General features: G+C 63.8%; 21 protein-coding genes. 14 read left to right on the top strand and 7 right to left on the bottom strand.

Translation table 11 applies throughout. The annotated features are described in order from the left end of the window. Positions 1-4: 4 nt before the first annotated feature. The gene (gene mrcB, locus K6T12_RS17020; protein WP_222224074.1) at positions 5-2,341 is read right to left on the bottom strand and encodes a penicillin-binding protein 1B; all 2,337 of its coding nucleotides are present in this window, start codon (positions 2,339-2,341) and stop codon (positions 5-7) included. 135 nt (positions 2,342-2,476) lie between these two features. On the opposite strand from mrcB, the gene K6T12_RS17015 reads away from it, so the two are divergent. Continuing rightward, positions 2,477-3,961: a bifunctional aminoglycoside phosphotransferase/ATP-binding protein gene (locus tag K6T12_RS17015; protein WP_315853623.1), complete on the top strand. Its 1,485-nt coding sequence runs from the start codon at positions 2,477-2,479 to the stop codon at positions 3,959-3,961. On the opposite strand, the gene K6T12_RS17010 is transcribed toward K6T12_RS17015, so the two are convergent. The 3 genes from K6T12_RS17010 to K6T12_RS21710 are packed head-to-tail and all read right to left on the bottom strand — an operon-like array spanning position 3,926 to position 6,470. Further along, positions 3,926-4,702, bottom strand: a complete 777-nt coding sequence (locus K6T12_RS17010; RefSeq protein WP_222224072.1) for a heme ABC transporter ATP-binding protein — start codon at positions 4,700-4,702, stop codon at positions 3,926-3,928. The genes K6T12_RS17015 and K6T12_RS17010 overlap by 36 nt on opposite strands. After that, on the bottom strand, positions 4,702-5,691 hold the full coding sequence (locus K6T12_RS17005) for a FecCD family ABC transporter permease (RefSeq protein ID WP_255611840.1): 990 nt from the start codon (positions 5,689-5,691) through the stop codon (positions 4,702-4,704). The genes K6T12_RS17010 and K6T12_RS17005 overlap by 1 nt, the downstream gene beginning before the upstream one ends. Continuing rightward, positions 5,688-6,470 carry an energy transducer TonB gene (locus tag K6T12_RS21710; protein ID WP_222224071.1) on the bottom strand — a complete coding sequence of 261 codons (783 nt, stop codon included), beginning with the start codon at positions 6,468-6,470 and terminating at the stop codon, positions 5,688-5,690. Before K6T12_RS21710 ends, K6T12_RS17005 begins: the two co-directional genes overlap by 4 nt. A 124-nt stretch (positions 6,471-6,594) precedes the next feature. Between K6T12_RS21710 and K6T12_RS16995 the strand changes: the two genes are divergently transcribed. Further along, a complete protein-coding gene (locus tag K6T12_RS16995; RefSeq protein WP_222224070.1) occupies positions 6,595-6,915 on the top strand; it encodes a Rieske (2Fe-2S) protein in 321 nt (106 codons plus the stop codon). A gap of 3 nt (positions 6,916-6,918) precedes the next feature. Here K6T12_RS16995 and sfsA read toward each other — a convergent pair whose 3' ends face one another. Continuing rightward, positions 6,919-7,620 (bottom strand): DNA/RNA nuclease SfsA, encoded by a 702-nt coding sequence (sfsA, locus tag K6T12_RS16990; protein WP_222224069.1) that lies wholly within the window; start codon positions 7,618-7,620, stop codon positions 6,919-6,921. Beyond that, on the bottom strand, positions 7,620-8,783 hold the full coding sequence (locus tag K6T12_RS16985; protein WP_222224068.1) for a pyridoxal phosphate-dependent aminotransferase: 1,164 nt from the start codon (positions 8,781-8,783) through the stop codon (positions 7,620-7,622). Before K6T12_RS16985 ends, sfsA begins: the two co-directional genes overlap by 1 nt. A gap of 381 nt (positions 8,784-9,164) precedes the next feature. Between K6T12_RS16985 and dksA the strand changes: the two genes are divergently transcribed. From dksA to K6T12_RS16940, 9 genes are all read left to right on the top strand, one after another. Beyond that, on the top strand, positions 9,165-9,596 hold the full coding sequence (gene dksA, locus K6T12_RS16980) for an RNA polymerase-binding protein DksA (RefSeq protein WP_222224067.1): 432 nt from the start codon (positions 9,165-9,167) through the stop codon (positions 9,594-9,596). Between the two features lie 45 nt (positions 9,597-9,641). Continuing rightward, positions 9,642-10,523, top strand: coding sequence for a tRNA glutamyl-Q(34) synthetase GluQRS (gene gluQRS / locus K6T12_RS16975; RefSeq protein WP_222224066.1), 882 nt, complete (start codon positions 9,642-9,644; stop codon positions 10,521-10,523). Positions 10,524-10,525: 2 nt separating this feature from the next. Beyond that, complete coding sequence (locus K6T12_RS16970) at positions 10,526-10,699, top strand: hypothetical protein (protein WP_222224065.1); 174 nt, start codon at positions 10,526-10,528, stop codon at positions 10,697-10,699. Continuing rightward, positions 10,692-13,637, top strand: a complete 2,946-nt coding sequence (locus tag K6T12_RS16965) for a sensor histidine kinase (RefSeq protein WP_222224064.1) — start codon at positions 10,692-10,694, stop codon at positions 13,635-13,637. The genes K6T12_RS16970 and K6T12_RS16965 overlap by 8 nt, the downstream gene beginning before the upstream one ends. After that, entirely contained in the window at positions 13,634-15,058 is a 1,425-nt protein-coding gene (locus tag K6T12_RS16960) for a sigma-54-dependent transcriptional regulator (RefSeq protein WP_222224063.1), read from the top strand. Before K6T12_RS16965 ends, K6T12_RS16960 begins: the two co-directional genes overlap by 4 nt. Before the next feature lie 560 nt (positions 15,059-15,618). Then, a complete protein-coding gene (gene pcnB, locus K6T12_RS16955) occupies positions 15,619-17,064 on the top strand; it encodes a polynucleotide adenylyltransferase PcnB (RefSeq protein ID WP_222224062.1) in 1,446 nt (481 codons plus the stop codon). 1 nt (position 17,065) lies between these two features. Next, a complete protein-coding gene (gene folK, locus K6T12_RS16950) occupies positions 17,066-17,548 on the top strand; it encodes a 2-amino-4-hydroxy-6-hydroxymethyldihydropteridine diphosphokinase (RefSeq protein ID WP_222224061.1) in 483 nt (160 codons plus the stop codon). A gap of 93 nt (positions 17,549-17,641) precedes the next feature. Further along, positions 17,642-18,490, top strand: a complete 849-nt coding sequence (panC, locus tag K6T12_RS16945) for a pantoate--beta-alanine ligase (protein WP_222224060.1) — start codon at positions 17,642-17,644, stop codon at positions 18,488-18,490. 346 nt (positions 18,491-18,836) lie between these two features. After that, positions 18,837-20,018 carry an acetyl-CoA C-acetyltransferase gene (locus tag K6T12_RS16940; protein WP_222224059.1) on the top strand — a complete coding sequence of 394 codons (1,182 nt, stop codon included), beginning with the start codon at positions 18,837-18,839 and terminating at the stop codon, positions 20,016-20,018. A gap of 109 nt (positions 20,019-20,127) precedes the next feature. Here K6T12_RS16940 and K6T12_RS16935 read toward each other — a convergent pair whose 3' ends face one another. Further along, entirely contained in the window at positions 20,128-20,964 is an 837-nt protein-coding gene (locus K6T12_RS16935; protein ID WP_222224058.1) for a 6-carboxytetrahydropterin synthase, read from the bottom strand. A gap of 167 nt (positions 20,965-21,131) precedes the next feature. Between K6T12_RS16935 and rsuA the strand changes: the two genes are divergently transcribed. From rsuA to K6T12_RS16920, 3 genes are read left to right on the top strand one after another with little or no spacing between them, the layout of a single operon-like run. Beyond that, entirely contained in the window at positions 21,132-21,821 is a 690-nt protein-coding gene (gene rsuA / locus K6T12_RS16930; protein WP_222224057.1) for a 16S rRNA pseudouridine(516) synthase RsuA, read from the top strand. After that, the gene (locus K6T12_RS16925) at positions 21,821-22,864 is read left to right on the top strand and encodes a methyltransferase (protein WP_222224056.1); all 1,044 of its coding nucleotides are present in this window, start codon (positions 21,821-21,823) and stop codon (positions 22,862-22,864) included. The genes rsuA and K6T12_RS16925 overlap by 1 nt, the downstream gene beginning before the upstream one ends. Positions 22,865-22,882: 18 nt before the next feature. Continuing rightward, complete coding sequence (locus K6T12_RS16920) at positions 22,883-23,578, top strand: YciC family protein (RefSeq protein WP_255611845.1); 696 nt, start codon at positions 22,883-22,885, stop codon at positions 23,576-23,578. Positions 23,579-23,696 lie beyond the last annotated feature (118 nt).

The following is a 23,696-nucleotide window of genomic DNA, read 5'->3' as shown; positions in this document are numbered from 1 at the left end:
TTGGTCACCTGAACCATTGTCTAAACCACTTCAGCGGCGTTTCAAAGGCCTGCAATTGGCGGGCGCAGGCGACCGCCTCATGCGGCGCACTGCCGATCACAAACGGTAGCTGGCGCGCGCCCTCGCAGCCTTCGGCGGAGCGCAGCCCGCTGGCATCGTCTATCCAGACATACTCAATATTTTCCGGCCGGGTGGCGTAAAACGGCTGCGGCCTCTCCAGCCGCATCAACTCGGTCCAGACCCTGAGAGCACCGCCACTGCCGGTGAACGGCAGTTTGCCATTATCGTCCCGCCCCAGCCAGACCACCGCCAGGCGATCGCCGGCAAAGCCGGCAAACCAGCTGTCGCGCTGATCGTTCGAGGTGCCGGTCTTGCCGGCCAGGTTCAGCTCCGCCGGCAGTTGGCTGTAGGCGTAGCGGGCGGTGCCTTCGCGGGCCACCTCCTGCAGCGCATACTGGATCAGGTGGATGGTCTCCGGCGCCACCTGCTGCTCCACCGCATAGGGGTAGCGGGACAGTTCGCGGTTCTCGGCATCGGTCACCATCCGGATCGCGCGCAGCGGCGTACGGAAGCCGTTGGCGGCGATGGTCTGGTAGATCTGCGCCATATCGACCGGGGCCAGGTTGGCAGCGCCGAGGAACAGCGACGGATAGGGGTTCAGCTCCTCGCGCACGCCCAAGCGGTGCAGCATGTCGACCACCGTGCCGGTGCCGATATCCAACCCCAGCCGGGCGGTAGACTGGTTGTAGGACAGTGCCAATGAACGGTGCAGCGGCACCAGGCCGTGGCTGAGCCGGTCGAAATTCTGCGGCTGCCAGGCGCTACCGTCCGGCTGGCGCAGCTTGATCGGTTCATCATCGAGGATCGAGGCCAGGGTGTAGCCCTTCTCCAATGCCGCCAGGTAGAGCGCCGGCTTGACCAGCGAGCCGATCGGCCGGCGCATGTCCAGCGCCCGGTTGAAGCCCTGGTAGCGTACGTTGCGACCGCCGATCAGCGCCAGCACTTCGCCGGTCTGCGGATCGGTCACCACCATGCTGCCCTCCAGCTGCTCCTTCTGCTTCGGATGGCGTTTCTCCAGCTGGCCGATGGTGCGCCCCAGCGCCGTCGCCGCCCGATGCTGGACCAGCGGGTCCAGACTGGTGAACACCCGCAGCCCCTCGGAGCTGAGTGCTTCCTGCGGATACTCGTCGCGCAGCTGGCGCTTGACCAGATCCAGGTAGGCCGGATAGGCCCCCTTATGCAGCCCCTGCTTCTTGACCACCCCCAAGGGCTGACTCTGCGCCTGGGCCATCTGCTGCTGGCTGATCACCCCCTGATCGGCCAGCACTTTCAGCACCAGGTCGCGGCGCCGCTTGGCCCGCGCCGGGTTCCGGCGCGGATCGTAGTAGGAGGGCCCCTTGACCAAGCCGGCCAGCAGCGCCACCTGGTGCAGCTGCAGTTCGCGGATCGGCTGGGCGAAGTAATATTGACTGGCCAGCCCAAAGCCATGGATCGCCCGGTTGCCGGACTGCCCCAGGTAGACCTCGTTCAGGTAGGCTTCGAGAATCTCGTCCTTGTCGTAATGCAGGTCCAGCAGGATCGCCATCGGCAGTTCCAGCAGCTTGCGGGCCAGCGAGCGCTCCGAGGTCAGGTAGAAGTTCTTGACCAGCTGCTGGGTCAAGGTCGAGCCGCCCTGCACGAAACGGCGCGCCTTCAGGTTGACCCACATCGCCCGGCTGATCCCCTTCAGCGAGATGCCGTGATGCTGGTAGAAATCCCGGTCCTCGACCTGGATCAGCGCCTGGGTCAGATATTCCGGCGCCTCCGCCAAGCGGATCAGATCACGGTCCTCGTGATCCTGCGGATAGATGCCGCCGATCAGGATCGGCTCCAGCCGCACCAGCGGCAGATTGCCGCCACTGCGGTTGCGAATCGACTGCAACTGCCCGCCGCCGAACGCCAACATCAGGTCACGGGGCGGCTCCTCACCATCGGGGAAGTGGAAACCACGGGTCTGCACCCGCACCCGCTGGCTGGCCCACTCCACCGTGCCGGCCTGGTTGGCATGGCGCACAAAGCGGTAACCGAGCCCTTTCAATTCCTGTTTCAGATCATCGCGTGACAGCGTCTGGCCGGGGTACAACTCCAGCGGACGGGCATAGACCTTGGCCGGCACAGCCCAGCGTTTGCCTTCGAACTTGTCGCGGATCTGGGCATCCAGATAGATCAGTCCGAAGCTGCCGAGCACCAGCAAGACCACGGAAAGCTTGAGGAAAAACAGCAGGATAGGACGAAGAAACCGGCGCTTGGCCGGCTTGTTGGGTGTCCGCTTTCGGCTGCGGGCGTTTCTCTTTTTAGTCATACGCTAAGTATAATGCCTTCCCAAACCCACCGATACAGAGGTTCCGCTCTGGCTCGGTGCGACCACCAGCGGCGGACTCCTATGTACCCAGAACTGATTGAAGCCCTTCAGAATCCGGCAGCTTACCCCCATCCTGTGAGCGAACCGATACAGGTGATCGAGACCCATATCTCCTGGCTGCTGCTGACCGGCGAGTTCGCCTACAAGATCAAGAAACCGGTCGACTTCGGCTTCCTCGACTTCACCACCCTGGAACAGCGCAAACATTGCTGCGAAGAGGAGCTGCGCCTGAACCAGCGGCTGGCGCCGGACATCTACCAGCAGGTGGTGGCAATCTGCGGCAGCGCCAATGAACCGGTGCTGGACGCGGACGACGAGCCGTTCGAATACGCGGTGCGCATGCGCCAGTTCAACCCGGACGAACGACTGGACATTCTACTGCGGGCAAACCGATTCCCAGCTGAATGGATCGACCGGTTGGCGGAACAGATCGCCGACTTCCACAGCCGCATCCCGATCGTCGCCAGCGACAGCCCCTGGGGCGAGCCCGACACCATCTGGGACGTGGTGTCCGACAATTTCCTGCATATCGGCAACGTGCTGGACAGCGCCGACGACTGGCAGCAGCTGCAGCGGTTGTCGAACCGCACCGCCCAGCAGTTCCGGGCGCTCACCGACCTGATCCGCCAGCGCAAGGCCGGCGGCCATGTGCGCGAGTGCCACGGCGACCTGCACCTGGGCAACATCAATCTGTTTAACGGTGAACTGCGGTTGTTCGACTGCATCGAGTTCAACCTGCAGTTCCGCTGGATCGACACCATCTGCGACCTGGCCTTCCTGCTGATGGACCTGGAGGCCAACGGCCAGTTCCGCTGGGCGTCGCGCTGCCTGAACCAGTACCTGGAACTGGGCGGCGACTACGAAGGGGTGCAGCTGCTGAACTTCTACAAGGCCTACCGGGCGATGGTGCGGGCCAAGGTGGCGATGATCGGCATGCACAAGGATATCGACGAGTTCCGCCACTATGCCGCACTGGCCAACCGCTACGCCAACCGGCCGCAGCCGGTGCTGTACCTGATGAACGGTGTCTCCGGCAGTGGCAAGAGCACCCTCAGCGACCAGATGATCGAGCAGCTGGGCATCATCCGGATCCGTTCCGATGTCGAGCGCAAGCGGCTGTTCGCCGAACTGAGCCGCGAGGGACAGCAGCTGGAGCTGTATGGCAAGCAGATGAACGTCCACACCTACAACCACTTGCTGCACACCAGCCGCGCGCTGCTGCAGGCCGGCTACTCGGTGGTGGTGGACGCCACGTTCATCCGCCGCCGCAGCCGGCTCAGCTACGCCGAGATGGCCCACCAGTTGCGGGTACCGATGCGCATCCTGAGCTGCAGCTGCGATCCGCAGGTGCTGGAGCAGCGACTGGAGGAACGCACCCGCCAGGGCGGCGACCCGTCCGATGCCGACGTGGCGATCATGCAATCGCAACTGGAAAATCTGCAGCCGCTCGGCGAAGACGAACTGCCGTACAGCTACACCCTGGACAGCGAAGACCCGCAGGCGGTCGACAAATTGATCGCCCGGCTAAGGGCCGACGGCCTGGTCGAGTCGACTCTGTAACTGCAGTCCCTGCGGATGCCAGTGGGCCTGTACCTGCAGGCCGTACAAGGCACTGAGATTGGCGGAATCCAGCACCTCACGCGGTGCGCCGTCCGCCAATACCCGGCCCTCCTTCAGCAATACCACCCGGTCGGCGTATTGGGCCGCCAGCACCGGGTCGTGCAGCACCGCCAGCACTCCGACCCCAGCCGCCACCCGTTGCCGCAACAGATGCAGCGCCAGGTGCTGATGGCGCAGGTCCATCGCCGCCAGCGGCTCGTCCAACAGCAGCCAGCGACAGTCGGTACCGCACTGGGCCAGCACCCGCGCCAACTGCACCCGCTGCTGTTCGCCGCCGGACAGGGTCAGGTAGTCCTGATCGGCATGCGGCTGCAGTTCCAGCTCAGCCAGCCGCAGTTGCGCCACCTTGAGGGTGTCGGCGTCGCTGAGCTGCAACGGATAGGCACCCAACGCCACCACCTGCTCGGCGCTGAAGGCGAAATTCAGTTGCTGGCGCTGCAGCAGCACCGCCAGCCGCAGCGCGCGCCACTCAAGTGCCAGCGCCGCCAACGGCTGGCCGTCCAGCGATACCGTGCCGCTATCCGCTTCCTGCAGGCCGGCGGCCAGCTGCAGCAGGGTCGACTTGCCGGCGCCGTTCGGCCCCAGCAGTATCGTGAGTTCAGCCTCCTGCAGCGTCAGGCTGACGTCATCGAGACAGGCATGACCGCCATGCCGGACCCGCAGCGAATCCAATTGCAGCATCAGAACCTCCGCCGGTACAGGATCATCGACAGGAAGAAGGGCCCGCCGACCATCGCCGTAACGATGCCGATCGGCAGCTCCGACGGACTCAGCAGGGTACGCGACATCAGATCCGCCAGGGTCAGGAACAGCGCACCAAGCAGCGCCGACAGCGGCAGCAGGTGACGGTGATCCGGGCCGCACAGCAGCCGTACCCAGTGCGGCACCACCAGCCCGACGAAGCCGATCATGCCGGCCAGCGAAACCACCACCGCCACGCCCAGCGCCGCCAAGATCACCAGCCGGCGGCGTAGCTGATGCACCGGCACCCCGAGCGCCACCGCCTCGCGGTCGCCCAGCAGCATCAGGTTGAGCCGCTGGCCGTAGCGCAGCAACGCGCCGATCACCAGCACGGCGACCGGCAGCATCACCACCACCTCGGCCCAGCCTCCCTGCTGGAAGCCGCCCAGCAGCCAGTACAGACTCTGACGCAGCGACAGGTCATCGGCCAGGTACTGAAACAGGTTGATGATCGCCGCCGCCAGCGAATTGATGGCGATACCGGCCAATAGCATGGTGGTCACCGACAGGCCGGTACCGGTGCGGGCGATCCGTGCCACCAGCAGCGTGGTCAGCAGACCGCCACCGAACGCCGCCAACGGCAGCAGCAACAGACCGACAAATCCGCCGAGCAGGCTGCCGCCCATGACCAGCAGCGCCACCGCCGCCAGCCCGGCGCCGGCCGACACGCCGATCAGGCTCGGGTCGGCCAGCGGATTGCGGAACAACGCCTGCACCACCGCGCCGGTCAATCCCAGCAGGGCACCGCCGAGCAGGGTCAGCAGCAACCGGGGCAGGCGCAGTTCCAACAGCACCATCATGGTGGCGGAATCGGCCTGCCAGAGCTCCGACCACTGCAGCGCGATCACGCCGCTGCCCAGCGACAGCAGCGCCAATAAAGGAAGTGCCAGTAGCAGCAACCGGGTCAGCATAGCGGGGGAAACGATCAACGGCGTTGGTCCTTCAATTGAAAATCGACCGGTATCTTCACATAGGAAGCCACCGGACGGCCATGACGGATGGCCGGTTTGAAGCGCCAGCGGCGGGCGGCCTGCTCGGCGGCGCGGTCCAGCACCGGATAGCCGGAACTGCGTACCACCTCGACCGCCGTCACCCTGCCCACGGCATCCAGCTGCAGCTGCAGCAGTACCTGGCCCTGCCAGCCGCGACGCAGCGCCCGCAGCGGATAGTCCGGCGGTGTGGCCGGCATGGCATATTGCGGCGCTTGCAGCTCCACCGGCCCCTCTTCCGGCGCTGGCGCTAACGACTCAGCAGCCGCAGCCGGTGCCTCCGCACCCTGCTCGGACGGTGATGGCGCCGATTGGCGTGCCTGCGCCCGCTGTTTCACTGCCGGAGGCGGGACGACTGGCGTAGCCTTGGCAGCGCTCGGCGTTGGCCGCCGAGTCTCGACCGTTTTTTTTACGATCGGTGGCGGTTCAGGCTCCGGTTCGGGTGTCAATTGAAGCGCTGGCTCTGGCTCTGGCTCTGGCTCTGGCTCTATCAGAGGCTCCGACTCGGCACGTTCCAGGGATTCGACCGTTTCTCGGCGGGGCGCCGGCACCAGTCGGGTCTGCAGTGGCCCGGCCCAGCCCGACGGGCGACCCGGTGGCTGCGCCGGTTGCTGCGAACGGTACCACCAGATCCCACCGGCCAGCACCAGATGCAGCAGCAGCGACAGCAGCAGTGCCGGGATCAGTGAAAACAGGGATTGGTGGGAAATGTCAGTCATCCTGGCCGCTATTATAGCGGGCGCAGCCGGCCGCTGGTTGAAGCCTGTGCAAACCGACTTTAACTCTGTTCAGGCATGCAGTACCTTACGCCACCAACCCACCACCCTGTAGCAAGGAGATCCGATGATCCGCCTGTGCGCCGAAAACGAGATTGCAGACAACAGCGCCAAGGGGCTGCAGGCCGGCGAGCGCGCCCTGGTCGCGGTGCGCAAGCACGGCCAACTCTACCTGTACGAGAACAACTGCCCGCACCGCAGCATCCCGCTGGAGTGGATGCCGGACCAGTTCCTGGATGTGGAAAAGAACTTCCTGCAGTGTGCCACCCACGGTGCACTGTTCAAGATCGACAGCGGCGAGTGCGTGTTCGGTCCCTGCGTCGGCGATGCGTTAACCTCGGTCCCGTTCGAGCTGCGCGACGGCGCGCTCTGGATCAACCAAGGCTGACCCTCAAAACTCGACCGGCAGTCGCTCGGTCAGCACCACCCGCTCGGGCGTCGGCTGGCCGCCATAGGCCAGTAGCTCCACCCCGGCGGCGGCCGCTTCGCGCAGCAGGCGGCCGTATTGCGGATCGATATGGTCGGCCGGCCGTACCCGCCGGATGCCGCCGTGCGGCACACAGAACAGCATCACCGCCCGCTGTCCCTGAGCCACCATCTGCATCAGTTCACGCAGGTGCTTGGCGCCACGGGCGGTCACCGCATCGGGAAAACTGCCCCAGCCAGCCTCCTCCAGCAGGGTAACGTTCTTGATCTCCACCCAGGCATCCGGTCGTTCGCCGCCACTCAACAACAGGTCGATGCGGCTGTTTTCACCGTACTTCACTTCCTGCCGTATCGAGGCATACCCCTGCAACTCGCCAACCACGCCATTCTCGATCGCCTCGCGCACCAGCGCATTGGCACGGCCGGTATTGATACAGGCCAACGCCCCGGGCTGCACCTCGACCAGTTCCCAGCCGAGCCGATATTTGCGCTTGGGGTTGTGCGAGTCGAGCAGCCAGACCCGGCTGCCCGGGGTGGCGCAGTTCTTCATCGAACCGGTATTCGGGCAGTGGGCGGTCAACTGGCTGCCGTCGGCCAGTTCGATGTCGGCCAGGAAACGCTTGTAACGGCGGATCAGCCGCCCTTCGATCAGTGATTCCAGCTCCATCAGCGGCCGATCCGGCGTTGCAGCCGCTCCAGCGCCAATTCGATCCGGTCCAACCCGGTGGTGTAGGAGAAGCGGATATATTGGTCGGCGTGGTGGCTGCCGAAATCGACGCCCGGCGTCACTGCCACCTTATCCTGCTCCAGCAGCGACCAGCAGTAGTCGAAGGTGTTGCTGGTCAGGTGACTGGCACCGGCGTAGACGTAGAACGCCCCTTCCGGGGTCACCGGGATATCGAAGCCCAGCTCGCGCAGACCGCCGACCAGCAGGTCGCGGCGCTCGGCGAACGCCTGCCGGCGCTGCTCCAGAATCTCCAGCGTCTGCGGTTTGAACGCTGCCAACGCGGCGTACTGGGAGATGGTGCAGGGCGAGATGAACAGGTTCTGGGCCAGCTTTTCCACCTCCGGCGCCGCCGCTTCCGGCACCACCATCCAGCCGAGCCGCCAGCCGGTCATGCCGAAATACTTGGAGAAGCTGTTGATCACGAAAGCATCCGGATCGACCTCCAGCACCGAGCTGGCGTCGAAACCGTAGGTCAGGCCATGGTAGAGCTCGTCGACCACCAGCTGGCCATCCAGTTGGCGCACGGTTTCCGAGATCGCCCGCAGCTGGTCGCGGCCGACCACCGCGCCGGTCGGATTGGACGGCGAGGCCAGCAACACCCCGGCGGTCTGCGGCTGCCAGTGCTGCTCGATCAGCGCCGGCGTCAGCTGGAAGTTGTCGCTGGCATCGACCGGCACCAACTGGCCGCGCGCCTCGATCAGCCGCAGGAACTGGCGGTTACAGGGGTAGCCCGGGTCGCTCATCATAAAGCTGCGGCCCTGCTCGGCCAGCAGTGAGAACACCATCAGCAGCGCGCCCGATGCGCCCGAGGTGACGATAATCCGCTGCGGCGGGATATCCAGCCCGTAGCGGGTCCGGTACCAGTCGGAGATCGCTTCGCGCAGCGGCATGATGCCGGCCGAGGCGGTGTATTGGGTCAGCCCCTGCTCGATCGCCGCCTTGGCGGCCTCGGCGATCGGCGCAGCGGTAGCGAAGTCCGGCTCGCCAGCCTCCATATGCACCACGTCATGGCCCAGTGCGTCCAGTTCCTTGGCACGCTTGAGCAGATCCATCACCTTGAACGACTGAATGTCGACCGCCCGCCGGGTCCACTGCGCTGTCATACTCGCTACTCCCACTCACCAACTCTATTTAAAGGGCGCATTATATTCGCTCGATGAAGAAATGGATAAATCTCCCTGCTCAGCGAGTAGCGAGCTCCTTCGATGGCTACCGGGTTATCCGAGGCGTCGCGAGTCACAAGATTTACCAGTGCATTTGAACAGCGACCGCAGGCGGAATTTTACAACCACTGCAGACTGGACTAGACATAACTCTTATAAGGCTCTCCGGCTTCCCGATTTGTCAAAAAAGGGACTGGTGCAACGTCGAGGCTTCTGGTAACTTCTGCTGCCTTTCGTGGCGTCGGGAACAGGTTCCGGCACCATTCACAGGCAGGTGAAAACGCCATAGATTCGGCGATAATTTTGAGTGAGGCAGTGCCCATGCCAAACAGTAATGACACCCAATTCACACACTTCGAGCCCTATCCGATCCGGAAAGACGAAGAGTACATGTGTGAAGCACAATGCGATCATTTCCGCGGCATCCTCAACTCTTGGAAGCGGGAGCTGATGGAGGAGGTCGACAGCACCATCCACCATCTGCAGGAAGAGGCCACCAACTTCGCCGATCCGAGCGACCGCGCCAGCCAGGAGGAGGAGTTCAGCCTGGAACTGCGTACTCGCGACCGCGAACGCAAGCTGATCAAAAAGATTGACGAAGCGCTGGAGCGGATTGAAGAGGACGACTACGGTTTCTGCGATGCCTGCGGCATCGAGATCGGTATCCGCCGCCTGGAGGCCCGTCCGACAGCGACCCTGTGCATCGACTGCAAGACGCTGGCCGAAATCAAAGAAAAGCAGCTCGGCAGCTGACCTGAGCGGGCCGGCGCCCCCGGCCCCTGCTTACACGCATAGGCTGTGAGTTATATCGGTCGCTTCGCGCCCTCTCCAACAGGGTTGTTGCACTTCGGCTCGCTACTGGCTGCACTGGCCAGCTATCTGGATGCGCGCGCCCGGCAGGGGCGCTGGCTACTGCGCATCGAAGACCTCGATCCTCCCCGCGAACACCCCGGCGCCCGCATCGTCATCCCCCAGACCCTGGAACGGTTCGGCCTGCATTGGGATGGCCCGATCAGCTACCAGAGCGACCGTCTGCACCACTACCAACAAGCGCTGGAACAGCTGCTCGAGCAACAGAGCGCCTACCGCTGCGACTGCTCACGCAGCGCCATTCAGAAACGCACCGGCAGCAACCTGTACGACCGCTACTGCCTGCTGCAACCGCCGCATGAACAGCAGCAGTGTGCCATCCGTGTTCACGTGGATAGCCGGTCGCTGGCTTTCGACGACCAGATCCAGGGACCACAGCAGTACCGGCTCGACCAGGACAGCGGCGATTTCGTGATCCGCCGCAAGGACGGCCTGTTCGCCTACCAGTTGGCGGTGGTGGTGGACGATTACCTGCAAGGGATCAGCCATGTCGTGCGCGGCTGCGACCTGCTCGACGAGACCCCGAAGCAGATCCGTCTGCAGCGGCTGCTCGGCTACCCGCAGCCGCATTACTGCCATATCCCGGTGGCCAGCAACGCCGCCGGCCAGAAGCTCAGCAAGCAGACTTTCGCCGCGCCACTGGACGACCAGCAACCGGTGCCGCAGCTGCTGGCGGCACTGCGCTTCCTCGGCCAGCGGCCGGACAGCACCCTGACCGACGCCCGCGCTGAGGAACTGCTGAGCTGGGCGGTCGAAAACTGGCGACCGGAGCAGATTCCGCGCCGGCCCAGCATCCACTGGCAGGGCTGACCATGTACCTGCATCGCCTACTGCTGTTGCTGATCCCCGCCGTCTACCTGATGCTGCCGATGGTGGTCGACTGGTGGCAGAGCCATCCGGAACCCTGGTTCCAGCCGTTCGTCGCCTGGCTGGCACTGGTGCTGTTTCTTTTACTGCTCGATATGAGGCGCCGTGACGATGTTTAGCCTGCCAGAACTTGTACTGATCGGGATCGCCTATCTGCTGTTCCTGTTCGGCGCCGCCTACCTGACCGAGCGTGGCTGGATCCCATCGCGCCTGGTTCGCCACCCGCTCACCCATGTGTTGTCGATCGGCGTGTACGCCAGTGTCTGGTCCTTCTACGGCGCCTTCGGCCTGGCCGAAGAGGGCGGCTACACCTTCCTGGTCTCCTACGCCGGCGCAGCCGCGGCCTTTGCCCTGGCGCCGGCGCTGCTGATACCGATCCTGCGGATCACCCGCACCTACCAGCTCAGTTCGCTGGCCGACCTGTTCGCATTCCGCTTCCGCAGCGGCGCGCTGGGCACCCTTACCAGCCTGCTGACCGTGCTGGCCACCCTGCCGCTGCTGTCGATCCAGATCGGCGCGGTGGCAGACGCCCTGCACCTGATCAATGGCGACTTCAACGCCGATCAGATCGCCTTCGGTTTCTGCGGCGTGATCGCGCTGTTCGCGATCCTGTTCGGCGCCCGCCACGCCGCCCTGCGCACCCAGCACCCCGGCCTGGTGGTGGCGATGGCGGTGGAGTCGCTGATCAAGCTGGTGGCGATTCTGCTGATCGGACTCTATGCGCTGTTCGTGGTGCTGGGCGGCACGGAAGGGCTGCAAGCCTGGCTGATCGCCAACCCGGATGCCGGCAAAGACCTGTTCCAGAACGTCGACAGCGGCCTGTGGCGTTCGCTGGTATTGGCGTTCTTCGCCTCCGCGGTGGTGATGCCGCACATGTTCCACATGCTGTTCACCGAAAACGCCTCCGACGAAACCCTCTACAAGGCCTCCTGGGGGATGCCGCTGTTCCTGCTGCTGATGGCACTGGGCGTGCCGGTGATCCTGTGGGCCGGCCAGGCGCTGGGGGTCGGTGGCGAAGCGCACCACGTAATGTTCTACCTGGGCATGCAGCTGGGCTCCGAATGGCTGACGGTGCTGGCCTTTATCGGCGGCCTGTCCGCCGCCAGCGGGATCCTGATCGTCGCCACCGTATCAATGGCCTCGATGCTGCAAAACCACCTGATCCTGCCACTGATCCCGCTGCCCGACACCACCCGCTTCTATGCCTGGCTGCTCTGGCTGCGGCGTACCCTGATCGTCACCCTGGTGCTGGCCAGCTACCTGTTCTACCGGTTGATCGCCAGCGACTCCGATCTGCAGCCGCTCGGCATCATCACCGTGTTTGCGTTCCTGCAGTTCCTGCCGGCGCTGCTGGCCACCCTGTACTGGGCCCGCGCCAACCGCTGGGGGGTGATCATCGGCCTGCTGGTCGGCATGAGCAGCTGGTTGCTGACCATGCTGCTGCCGCTGTTCCATGAAGCAGGCCAGAGCATGCCGTTCCAGCTGGCCGCCACCCACTGGGACCAGACCGCGATGATGTCGCTGCTGCTCAATGCGGTGGTGATGATCTGCATCTCGCTGCTGACGCCGAGCAGCCCGGAGGAGCAGCGCTCCGCCGAAGCCTGCCTGGTCAACGCCCTGCAACAGCCGAATACCGACCCGCTGCAAGCCAGTCGGCCGGAGGATTTCGTCAGCCTGCTGTCGCCCCGGCTCGGTGCCGACGCCGCCCGCCGGGAGGTACGCCTGGCGGCCGAGATGCTGGCCCTGAGCGATCAGCATCTGCGACCGATCGACCTGCTGCGCCTGCGCAGCCAGCTGGAACATAATTTGTCCGGCCTGCTCGGTCCGGTCGAGGCCGCCTCGATGCTGGAACCGCTCAGCCGCAAGGGCCCGGCGGTCGGCTTCAAGGCGCGCAACGTGCATCTGCTGGAGACCCAGCTGGAAAACTACCAGGAGCAGGTGACCGGCCTGGCGGCGGAACTGGACAAGCTGCGTCGCTACCACAAGCTGACCCTGCAGAAACTGCCGATCGGCGTCTGCACGCTGGACGGCGACAGCCAGGTGTTGTTGTGGAACGCCGAGATGGAGCGTTACACCGAACTGGACGCCGACGACTGCGTCGGCACCCGGCTCGACGCCCTCCCCGCCCCCTGGGGAGAACTGCTCAGCGAGTTCATCCAGCAACCGGAGGGCCATCTGCCCAGCCACTGTCTGGAGCGGGCCGGCAGCCACCGCTGGTACGGGCTGCATAAAGCCCGGCTGAGCAACAAGCCGGACAGCGGTATGGTGATCCTGATGGAGGACGAAACCGAAGACCACCTGATGCAGCAGACCATGGCACACAGCGAGCGACTGGCGTCGATCGGCCGCTTCGCCGCCGGCGTGGCCCACGAGATTGGCAACCCGGTAACCGGCATCGCCTGCCTGGCACAGAACCTGAAGCTGGAGACCGACAATCCCGATATCCTGGAGACCGGCGACCAGATCGTCGGCCAGACCAAACGGATCGGCCGGATCGTCGACTCGCTGGTGCGTTTCGCCCATGCCGGTCGCCAGGAACCGACCCGTGAGCACCAGCCGGTCAGCCTGTTCGAGTGCGTCGCCGAGGCGATCCAGCTGATCTCACTGGATACCCGCGGCAAGCAGCAGCACTACCTCAACGAGGTACCGCCGGAGATCCGGGTGTCCGGCAACCCGCAGCAGCTGCTGCAGGTGTTCGTCAACCTGCTCAACAATGCCAGCGACGCCTCGGAACTGAATGGCCGGATCTGGATCGACGCCTGGCTGGAGGAGGAAGCGGTGATCGTCACGGTAACCGACGAGGGCAGCGGCATTCCGCCGGAACTGCAGAAACAGCTGTTCGAGCCGTTCTTCACCACCAAGGAACCCGGCAAGGGCACCGGACTGGGTTTGGCACTGGTGTACAATATCGTCGAGGAACATTATGGTAATATTGAAATTATCAGTCCCGCCAACAACAAGCAGAATAAAGGCACTCAAGTCGTAATTACCCTGCCGTGCGATATGCCGGCAGCCGGTAGTGACACCGCCCGTAGTGAGTATGGTGAAGGTCAATGAGCCAGATTCTGATTGTTGAAGACGAACCGATCATCCGTTCCGCATTGCGCAAGCTGCTGGAAAAGAACGACTACCAGGTCGCCGACGCCGGCTCGGTCGACGAGGCCGAACAGCAGTACAAGCTGGACCAGTTCAACCTGATCATCAGTGACCTGCGGCTGCCCGGCGCACCCGGTACCGACCTGATCAACAAGGCCGGCAGCGTGCCGGTGCTGATCATGACCAGTTACGCCAGCCTGCGCTCGGCGGTCGATGCGATGAAACTGGGCGCGGTCGACTACATTGCCAAGCCGTTCGATCACGACGAGATGCTCAACTCGGTGCAGAACATCCTGTCGCACCGCCAGACTGCCGCCTCGGTGCAGGAACTGTCCGACAACCAGGCCAACAACGGCAAGACCGAAATCATCGGCAGCTGCCAGCCGATGCAGGAGCTGTTCCGGCGCATCGAAAAGGTGGCTCGCACCGACGCCACGGTACTGATCCAGGGTGAATCCGGCACCGGCAAGGAGCTGGCCGCCCGCGCCATCCACGAGCAGAGCGCCCGCGCCCATTCGCCGATGATCTCGGTGAACTGCGCGGCGATCCCGGAAACCCTGATCGAATCCGAATTGTTCGGCCATGAGAAAGGCGCCTTTACCGGCGCCACCAGCGGCCGCAGCGGCCTGATCGAAGCCGCCGACGGCGGCACCCTGTTCCTCGACGAGATCGGCGAACTGCCGCTGGAAGCCCAGGCCCGCCTGCTGCGCTTCCTGCAGGAGGGCGAGATCCGCCGGGTCGGCTCGGTACAGCCCAAGCAGGTCGACGTGCGGCTTATCGCCGCCACCCACCGCAACCTGAAGCAGCTGGCCAAGCAGGGCGAGTTCCGCGAAGACCTCTACTACCGGCTCTACGTGATGGAGCTGCGCATGCCGCCACTGCGCGAGCGCAGCGACGATATCATCGAGATCGCCAGCCGACTGCTGGCGCGCAGCTGTCGCCGACTGGGCCGCGAGTCGCTGAAGTTCAGCCCGGCCTCGCTTGACGTAATGCGCCGCTACCGCTGGCCGGGCAATGTCCGCGAACTGGAAAACGCCATCGAGCGGGCGGTGATCCTGGCCGATGACGACCAGATCAGCCCGGAGCTGCTCGGCCTCGACCTGGAACCGGACACCCTGGCCGACATCGAAAAGCGCTATGCGGTTCAGCACGGGGGGACCGCCGCCGACAGCAGCGGTGGGGAGACTACCGACGAGGGCGAGCCGGACACGGCAACCAGCGGCCAGACCGGCCTGTCGCTGGATGACTACTTCCAGCGTTTCGTGCTGGAGAACCAGGACCAGATGAGCGAAACCGAGCTGGCCAAGAAGCTCGGCGTCAGCCGCAAGTGTCTGTGGGAACGACGCCAGAAACTGGGCATCCCGCGCAAACCCCGCAAGTAACGGTTACCCCCGCATATCCCCACACTTTCTACAGGTAACACTTTGCCGCGCCCCAAGTGTTACCTCACTACCCAACCGACCGAAACGAAAGGTAACAAAGCCGCAACAAAACGTTGTCCAGATCATACCAAAAAATTATTTTTCATTTAATAACAATAACTTAAAAAAACTGGCACAGCGCTCGCATTATATTTAGTACAACAACAAAAACACGCTTAACGCCGCAACCATCAATAAAAATAAAAATAGGTCGTGAGCAGTTGGGCCCAGTGCCTCGAATAAAAATAACAATGGGGCTTCGACGGCTGATCGCAGGGCAGATACAACGTCCCGAATCGGCGCTCTTAGATCCAACAACAACAAGCTAAAGCTCGTGTTGTTTTCTGAGTTGCGATCAGCTTCCATCCCTCCCCCGAGTTATCACTCAACAGATTTTCCGCTTCCAGCTGCCGCCAAGCCCGCTCCTGTCGCCGCTCCAGCGCCCGTCCCTTATACTGAATCGGCAACAATGATATGATGCGCGACTTTCTAAACTGGCCTGGATTCTTAACAACAGTCATATGAAATTCCTTTCGAACATCGCTGGACGGTTCTTCAAGCGCAAGGCTCCGCTTACCGACGGACAGAGCGCCGACCAAGCCTTCGGCGGCGAAACACGCCCGCACGGCAAGGTGGTCATCCCGGAAGCGGAGCACGGTATTGACCGTCGCCGGCTGGATGAGAACGCCAACAAGGTCGTCTACCGACTGCTCGATGATGGTCATGAAGCCTATCTGGTGGGCGGCTGTATCCGCGACCTATTGACCGGCCAGCGACCGAAGGATTTCGACGTCGCTACCGGTGCCCACCCGGAGATGGCCCATGAACTGTTCCGCCGATCGCGACTGATCGGCCGCCGCTTCAAGCTGCTGCATGTCCGCTTTGGCCGCGAGGTCATTGAAGTGGCCACCTTCCGAGCCGGTCACGATACTCATCCGGCCAACGAGGGCGGCGATCACGGCCGCCAGTCCGAAAGCGGCTTGATCCTGCGCGATAACGTCTACGGTACGCTGGAAGAGGATGCGCTGCGACGCGACTTCACCGTCAACGCGCTCTACTACGACCTGGCCAACCACAGCGTGGTCGACTTCGCCAACGGCTACCAGGACATCAAGGATAAGGTGATCCGCATGATCGGTGATCCGGAGGAGCGCTATCGCGAAGATCCGGTGCGGATGCTGCGGGCGGTACGCTTCGCCGCCAAGCTGGAGTTCGATATCGAGCCGGCCACCGCCGCACCTATCGATGAACTGGCCCCGCTACTGCGCGACATCGCTCCGGCCCGGTTGTTCGACGAATCACTGAAACTGTTCCAGTCCGGCCACGCCGAACGGGTCTACCGGCTGATGCAGCAGCACAACCTGTTCGGCCAGCTGTTCCCGCAGGCCGCCGCTTCGATTCGCAACCCCGGCAACTACCCGGTCGAAGAGCTGCTGCTGAACGCGCTGCGCAATACCGACCGTCGCATCCGCCAGCGCAAGAGCGTCACCCCGGCATTCCTCTATGCCGCACTGCTCTGGTACCCGATGCAGCAGCGGATGGATCAACTGTTGAAGCAGAACCGAATGCCGCCACTGCAGGCGCTGCACGAAGCCGCCAACGAGGTGATTGGCCAGCAGGTTCGCTCCACCGCCATTCCGCGCCGCTTCTCCACACCGATCCGCGAAATCTGGGAGCTGCAACTGCGCCTGCCGCGCCGCCAGGGCAACCGCGCCGAACGGCTGATGGAACACCCGCGTTTCCGCGCCGCCTACGACCTGTTGCTGCTGCGTGAAAACAGCGGCGAGGATCTTGGCGGCCTGAGCCAGTGGTGGACCGATTTCCAGAACGCCAACTCGGTCGACCGCGACAGCCTGCAACAGCACACCGATGATGACGAGCCCAAGCGTAAGCCGCGCCGTCGCCGGCGGCCGTCCCGCAAGCGCAGCAACAGCGGCAGCCAGTCAAACCCGGAACAGCAGGACTGACATGATCCGCTGCTATATCGGCTTGGGCAGTAACCTGGAAGATCCGCGCGGGCAGGTCAGCCGCGCCCTGCAGGAACTCGAACAGATTCCACAGAGCCAATTGGTTACCGCCTCCAGCCTGTACCGTTCTGATCCGGTCGGCCCGCCGGGTCAGCCGGACTACATCAACGCGGTCGCCTGCCTGGACAGTGCACTGGAGCCGTACGCCCTGCTCGACCAGCTGCAGGCGATCGAACAGGCCCACCAGCGGGTGCGCAAGATCCACTGGGGGCCACGCACCCTGGACCTCGACCTGCTGCTGTACGGCGATCAGATCATCGCCAGCGAACGGCTGACAGTGCCACACGCCTTCATGAAGGAGCGCAGCTTCGTACTCTGGCCGCTGGCCGAGATCGCTCCGCAACTGCGGCTGCCGGACGGCAGCGATCTGCAACGGCTATTAGCCCAATGCCCTATGGGCACCTTGCAGCAGATACCGGTATAATCCCGCGCCAGTTTTTGAACGGCCCTGCCGCGCGCCCTGAACGGGCCGGCAGGGCCGCTAACGCGGCTGCTTCAGCCCTGATTGGATAGCATCATGAAAACCTTCCACACCATTGCAGAACTGCGTGAGACGTTGCAACAGGAGCGCGCCGCCGGCAAACGGATCGGCCTGGTGCCGACCATGGGCAACCTGCACGAAGGGCACCTGCAGCTGGTCCGCCAGGCGGCCGCCAACGCCGATATCGTAGTCGCCTCGATCTTCGTCAACCCGCTGCAGTTCGGCGCCGGCGAAGACCTGGAGAAATACCCGCGCACCCTGGCCGAAGACAAGCAACAGCTGATTGAAGCCGGCTGCCACTACCTGTTCGCGCCCAGCGATGAGGAGATGTACCCCAACGGCCGCGAGCACCAGACCGAGGTCGAGGTGCCGGAGATCTCCAACATGTACTGCGGCGCCAGCCGACCGGGCCACTTTCGCGGCGTCACTACCGTGGTCTGCAAGCTGTTCGGCATCGTCCGGCCCGACCTGGCGGTGTTCGGCGAGAAGGATTTCCAGCAGCTGCTGGTGATCCGCCGGATGACCGAGGACCTGTTCCTGCCGGTGGAGATCCAGGGCGCGCCGATCGCCCGCGACGAACGCGGCCTGGCACTGAGCTCCCGCAATGGCTACCTGACCGCCGAAGAGATGGAGGTCGCCCCGGCGCTGCAGCAGGCCCTGCAGGATGCCAAAGCGGCGATCGAAGCCGGCCAACGCGACTTCGCAGCGGTACAGGAAAAGGCTCAGCAGCAGCTGGAAGCGGTTGGTTTCAAGCGCGATTATTTCAGCGTCTGCCGCCGCCAGGACCTGCATGCAGCCAACGCCGGCGATGACCAGCTGGTTATCCTGGCCGCCGCCTACCTGGGCCGCGCCCGGCTGATCGACAATATCGTTATCGATCTCTGAGCGACAACCGACACCTCAGGGAGACCCCGGTCTCCCTGCACTGCTCCGCCCTTCCCACCGCCCCGCCGCCGCTTTCATCCGACAACGATGGTTACACCATTGGTCGTGCTGGCCCCTTTCAGATAGCGCTGCTAACCTAGCTGAGTTGGTCCGCCGGCTGACACAGAGCCGTCACCTGCTTGACAAGGGCGTGGCCGGTCCGCAGACTGACATTTTTGCTGCACCGCAATATAACAACAATACCGGGCACGCAGGCGCCGTACCAGAGAGGCTCTGCAACCGCACGTTCATCTGACCGTCGTAAACTGCCCATGAATCAATCCGACAAATGGAAAAGAGGCTCAACATGCGTGATGTCGTAATTGTCGCAGCCGGTCGTACCGCTATCGGCGCATTTAACGGCTCCCTGTCCTCCATCCAGGCTTCCGACCTGGGTGCGACGGTAATCAAGTCCCTGCTGGAAAAGGTTTCGCTGGACCCGGCCCAGGTCGACGAGGTGATCCTCGGCCAGGTGCTGACCGCCGGTACCGGCCAGAACCCGGCTCGCCAGGCGATGATCCACGCCGGCATCCCGCAGGAAGTTCCGGCGATGACCATCAACAAGGTGTGCGGCTCCGGCCTGAAGGCACTGCAGTTGGCGACCCAGGCGATCCGCTGCGGCGACGCCGACGTTGTCGTCGCCGGCGGCCAGGAGAACATGAGCCTGTCGCCGCACGTGCTGCCGAACTCCCGTAACGGCGCCCGCATGGGCGACTGGAAGATGGTCGACACCATGATCAAGGACGGCCTGTGGGACGCGTTCAACGACTACCACATGGGTATCACCACCGAGAATATCGTCGACAAGTACGGCTTCAGCCGCGAGGAACAGGACGCCTTCGCTGCCGCGTCCCAGAACAAGGCCGAAGCCGCGGTGACCTCCGGTCGCTTCCAGGATGAGATCATCCCGGTCAGCATCCCGCAGCGCAAGGGTGACCCGATCGTGTTCGACACCGACGAACAGCCGCGCTTCGGCGTGACCGCCGAGGCGCTCGGCAAATTGCGCCCGGCGTTCAAGAAGGACGGCACCGTCACCGCCGGTAACGCTTCCACCCTCAACGACGGCGCCGCCGCGGTGATCCTCTGCTCCGCCGAGAAAGCCGCCGAGCTGGGCCTGACGCCGCTGGCCCGCATCAAGGGTTACGCCTCTGCCGGTGTCGATCCGGCGATCATGGGCACCGGCCCGATCTGCGCCACCACCAAGGCGCTGCAGAAAGCCGGCTGGTCGATCGACGAGCTGGAGCTGGTCGAAGCCAACGAAGCCTTCGCCGCCCAGGCGATGTCGGTCAACAAGGAACTGGGCTGGAACACCGATATCGTCAACGTCAACGGCGGCGCAATCGCGCTGGGCCACCCGATCGGCGCCTCCGGCTGCCGTGTCCTGGTGACCCTGATTCACGAGATGATCAAGCGTGACGCCAAGAAAGGCCTGGCCACGCTGTGCATCGGCGGCGGCATGGGTACCGCGCTGGCGATCGAGCGCGACTAAGCGTCGACTCGGACAGCCGAAACAAAAAACCGCAGCTTTCGCTGCGGTTTTTTTATGGCTGCACTACCGGTTATGCAAGCAGGTTATGGTGGGCCTGGCCCGACACCGCTTATGCCGTCGCAATGGCGCCCTTGCCGACCCCTTCGAATGCCCGTACCAGCACCTGGGCGTCAGGGTGCTGCTGCTTGATCCGCCCGGCCAGGTGACTGGCGATCAGTTCGACGGTGGTTTCAGTATCCATCAGGTAGCAGCAACGGGCCGGCAGGCTCAGTTCGAACTCGCCCTGCGGCGCCCGGTAGGCGTAGTGGTGCAGTTCGCCGATATCGCCGTCCAGGTGCGCTTCGGTGCCGATATAGATATCACGCAGAGTGTCCGCCCACCGGGCCTCCAGCGCCTCGTCGCGCTGGTCGTCCAGGTAGATCTCGATCTTCGAACGGTGGCCGTGGGCAATCCGTTGGCAGTTGCCGTCGTGCTTCTCCAGGCCATGGCTGTAGTGGTAGAAAGCACCGTCGATCCGCTCCGGCACGAAACTCAGCGACAGCCCCTTCACCTGTTCGGGGAACAGTGCCAGCAGCTGTTCGCGGCACCAACTGGCCAGAGTATGTTCGTTGATCTCCGGCACGCCAACCAGGGCGATCGCCTGCTCAGGCGCGCGGCAGTGGAACGGCAGACCGTCGGCGTAAAGCCAGTCCACCCGGGTGTAGCCGTCGGCCTGCTGGATGCTCAGCCGCGGCATGCCGGTCGGCACCACCAGGGCATGGTCGATCGTGGTATCGAACCACTGCTTGACCCGTTTCTTGACGATGCCGAAGTCACAGATCATCCCCTCCTCGTTAAGACTGCCGTCCAGCTCAAGCTGTACCAGCCAGGACTCGCCCAGCAGGCCGCGCTGCGGATGGAGGTAGGAGAAATCAACGTTGGTCAGGTTTTCGACAAAGAGTTTCACGGGTTGGCTACTGTCCAATCGGGTTAGGGATGACACCAGCCGGGCTGGCGGTGCGGCGGCTATATTAACGCAAACCGTTCGCGTCTTCATTCGGGTATAATGGCTCGTTACACTAAGCCTAGGCCATCCGGCGAGTCACGCCGGCGGACCAGAACAGTCAGGATGCCATGCGACTCGATAAATACCTCTCCCACAGCACCGGCCTGTCCCGCAAGGAGATTCACCGGCTGCTGCATGCCGGCAAGATCACCCTCAACGAGCAACCGGTGCGCAACGCCGGCCTGAAGGTCAGCGAGCAGGATGACATCTACCTGGACGGCTTCCCGGTGGAGGCGCCCGGCGCCCGCTATCTCATGCTGAACAAGCCGGTCGACTTCGTCTGCGCAAACAGCGACGGCAGCTATCCGACGGTACTCAGCCTGATCGACCTGCCGCGGGCCGACGAGATGCATATCTGCGGCCGGCTCGACGTGGACACCACCGGGCTGGTGCTGATCACCAACGACGGCAAGTGGGCCCACCGGGTCACCTCGCCGCGCCACAAGACCGGCAAACGCTACCGGGTCTGGACCAGCGATCCGATTCCGGCCGAGGCGGTCGCGCGTTTCGCCGAAGGGGTGATGCTCAACGGCGAGGACAAGCCGACGCTGCCGGCCGAGCTGGAGATCGTTGCCGAGAACGAAGCACTGCTGACCCTGCAGGAGGGCCGCTACCACCAGGTGAAGCGGATGTTCGCCGCGCTCGGCAACCATGTACAGCGCCTGCACCGCGAGCAGATCGGCACCATCAGCCTGGACGAGGAGCTGGAACCGGGCGAGTACCGCCTGCTGACCGAGGACGAGGTGAAGGGAATCTGATGAGCGACCCGGCTTTCGAACTGCTGCGTCCCACCCTGCAACGTACCGATGGCAACAGCCTGTGGATCGCCGACGAAAACCTGCTTGGCGCCCGCCTGACGGTGAATCCGGCGGTACTGGCGATCAGCAACCGCTTCGACCTGGCCCACCAACTGCAGCAAGCCGGCTGGCGCAGTGAGTTCAGCGATTTCGACCTCAGCGGGATCGCAGACGGCAGCATCGACCGGCTGATCTACCGGGTATCCAAGGAGAAACCGGTCGTTCACCACATTATCAATGAGGCCTACCGGCTGCTGAAACCCGGTGGCCAGCTGCTGCTGGCCGGCGCCAAGGGCGAAGGGATCAAGAGCTATATCGACAAGGCCGGCAAGCTGTTCCACGGCGACTGCGATGCCGAAAAGGCCAGCAAGGATTACTGGTTGGCGACCCTGACCCGGCCCGACGAGCCGGCCGGCCCGGAACTGGACGACCAGGATTACCGCCAGCTGCGCGAATGCCTGGCCGACGACCGGTTCAGCTTCAGCAGCAAGCCGGGCCAGTATGGCTGGAACAAGCTCGACAAGGGCAGCGCCCTGCTGATCGAACAGCTGCCGCAGTTTCTCGAAGCCCTGCCCGGCGCGCCCGAACGTATCTTGGACCTAGGCTGCGGCTACGGCTACCTGGCCCTGCATGCCAGCCGGCTCGGCGCACCGGTCACCGCCACCGATAACAACGCCGCGGCGCTGACCAGCTGCAAGGCGAATTTTGCGCGCTACGCCATCGACGGCGAGGTGATCGCCGCCGACTGTGCCGACCGGATCGACGGACGTTACGAGCTGATCCTCTGCAACCCGCCGTTCCACGCCGGCTTCAGCGTCGAAGGCGACCTGACCGACCGTTTCCTGCAGGCCGCCCACGACCGCCTCAGCCGGCACGGTATCGCCTGCTTCGTGGTCAACCAGCATATCCCGCTGGAGCGCAAGGCAGCACCGCTGTTCGGACAGGTCGAAACCCTGCTGGATAGCGGAAACTTCAAGCTGGTTCGACTGTCCCAGCCTCGATAACCCTGAACCGTTGTGACCATGATTACCGAGTACATACGCCAAAGCCTGTTCTTTTTCCGCGGCCACCTGAACGTCATCGCCCGTATCCAGCTGCCGTTCCTGCTGCTGATCAACCTGTTCGGCACCCTGTCGGCCAGCGACATGGAACCGGGCAGCCCGCAGCAACAGCAGATGCTGGCGGCGATGGCGATCGCCAACTTCCTGCTGATCCCACTGTACTGGGGCGCCACCATCGCCTATCTGGGCTCGGTGGTCGACAACCAGCCATTGAGCCCGCTGAACGCGCTGGGCCGGGCGCTGACCCGCTGGCGCTCGCTGCTGCTGGTCTACATGCTGACCGGTCTGGCGGCGTTCGGCGGCTTCATGTTGTTTATCGTGCCCGGCATCTTCCTGCTGATCCGGCTCGGCTTCGCCGACTATATCTGCGTGCTGGAACGCCAGGGCTCGATGGCGTCGCTGCGCCAGAGCTGGCAGCAGACCGAGGACTACTTCTGGACGTTGCTGAAGGGGTTGGCGGTACTGTTCGTCGCTCTCAGCGGCAGCGAGATCCTGCTGGAGCTGCTGTTGGATCAGCTGTTCGGCAACAGCCTCTGGACCGCGCTGCCACTGAACATCCTGTTCGGCCTGCTGCATACCCTGCTGACCGTGTACGGTTTCCGGATCTACTGCGTGATGCGCGAGGAGCAGCCGGCACCAAGCAACCCTCCCCAGTAGGAAATGGGATGGACCCACCCTCCCTCTCAGCGCGCCTACGCTGAGAAGGTCACCCAAACCGAAAGAGAGGGGTCCATCTCATGCAAGTTAAGACACTGGCTATCGATCTTGGCAAATC

The sequence above is a fragment of the Marinobacterium arenosum genome, from assembly GCF_019795155.1.
Lineage (GTDB): Bacteria > Pseudomonadota > Gammaproteobacteria > Pseudomonadales > Balneatricaceae > Marinobacterium_C > Marinobacterium_C arenosum.
The sequence above is the reverse complement of the archived record's forward strand: the minus strand, read 5'-3'. Positions and strand labels throughout refer to the sequence as shown.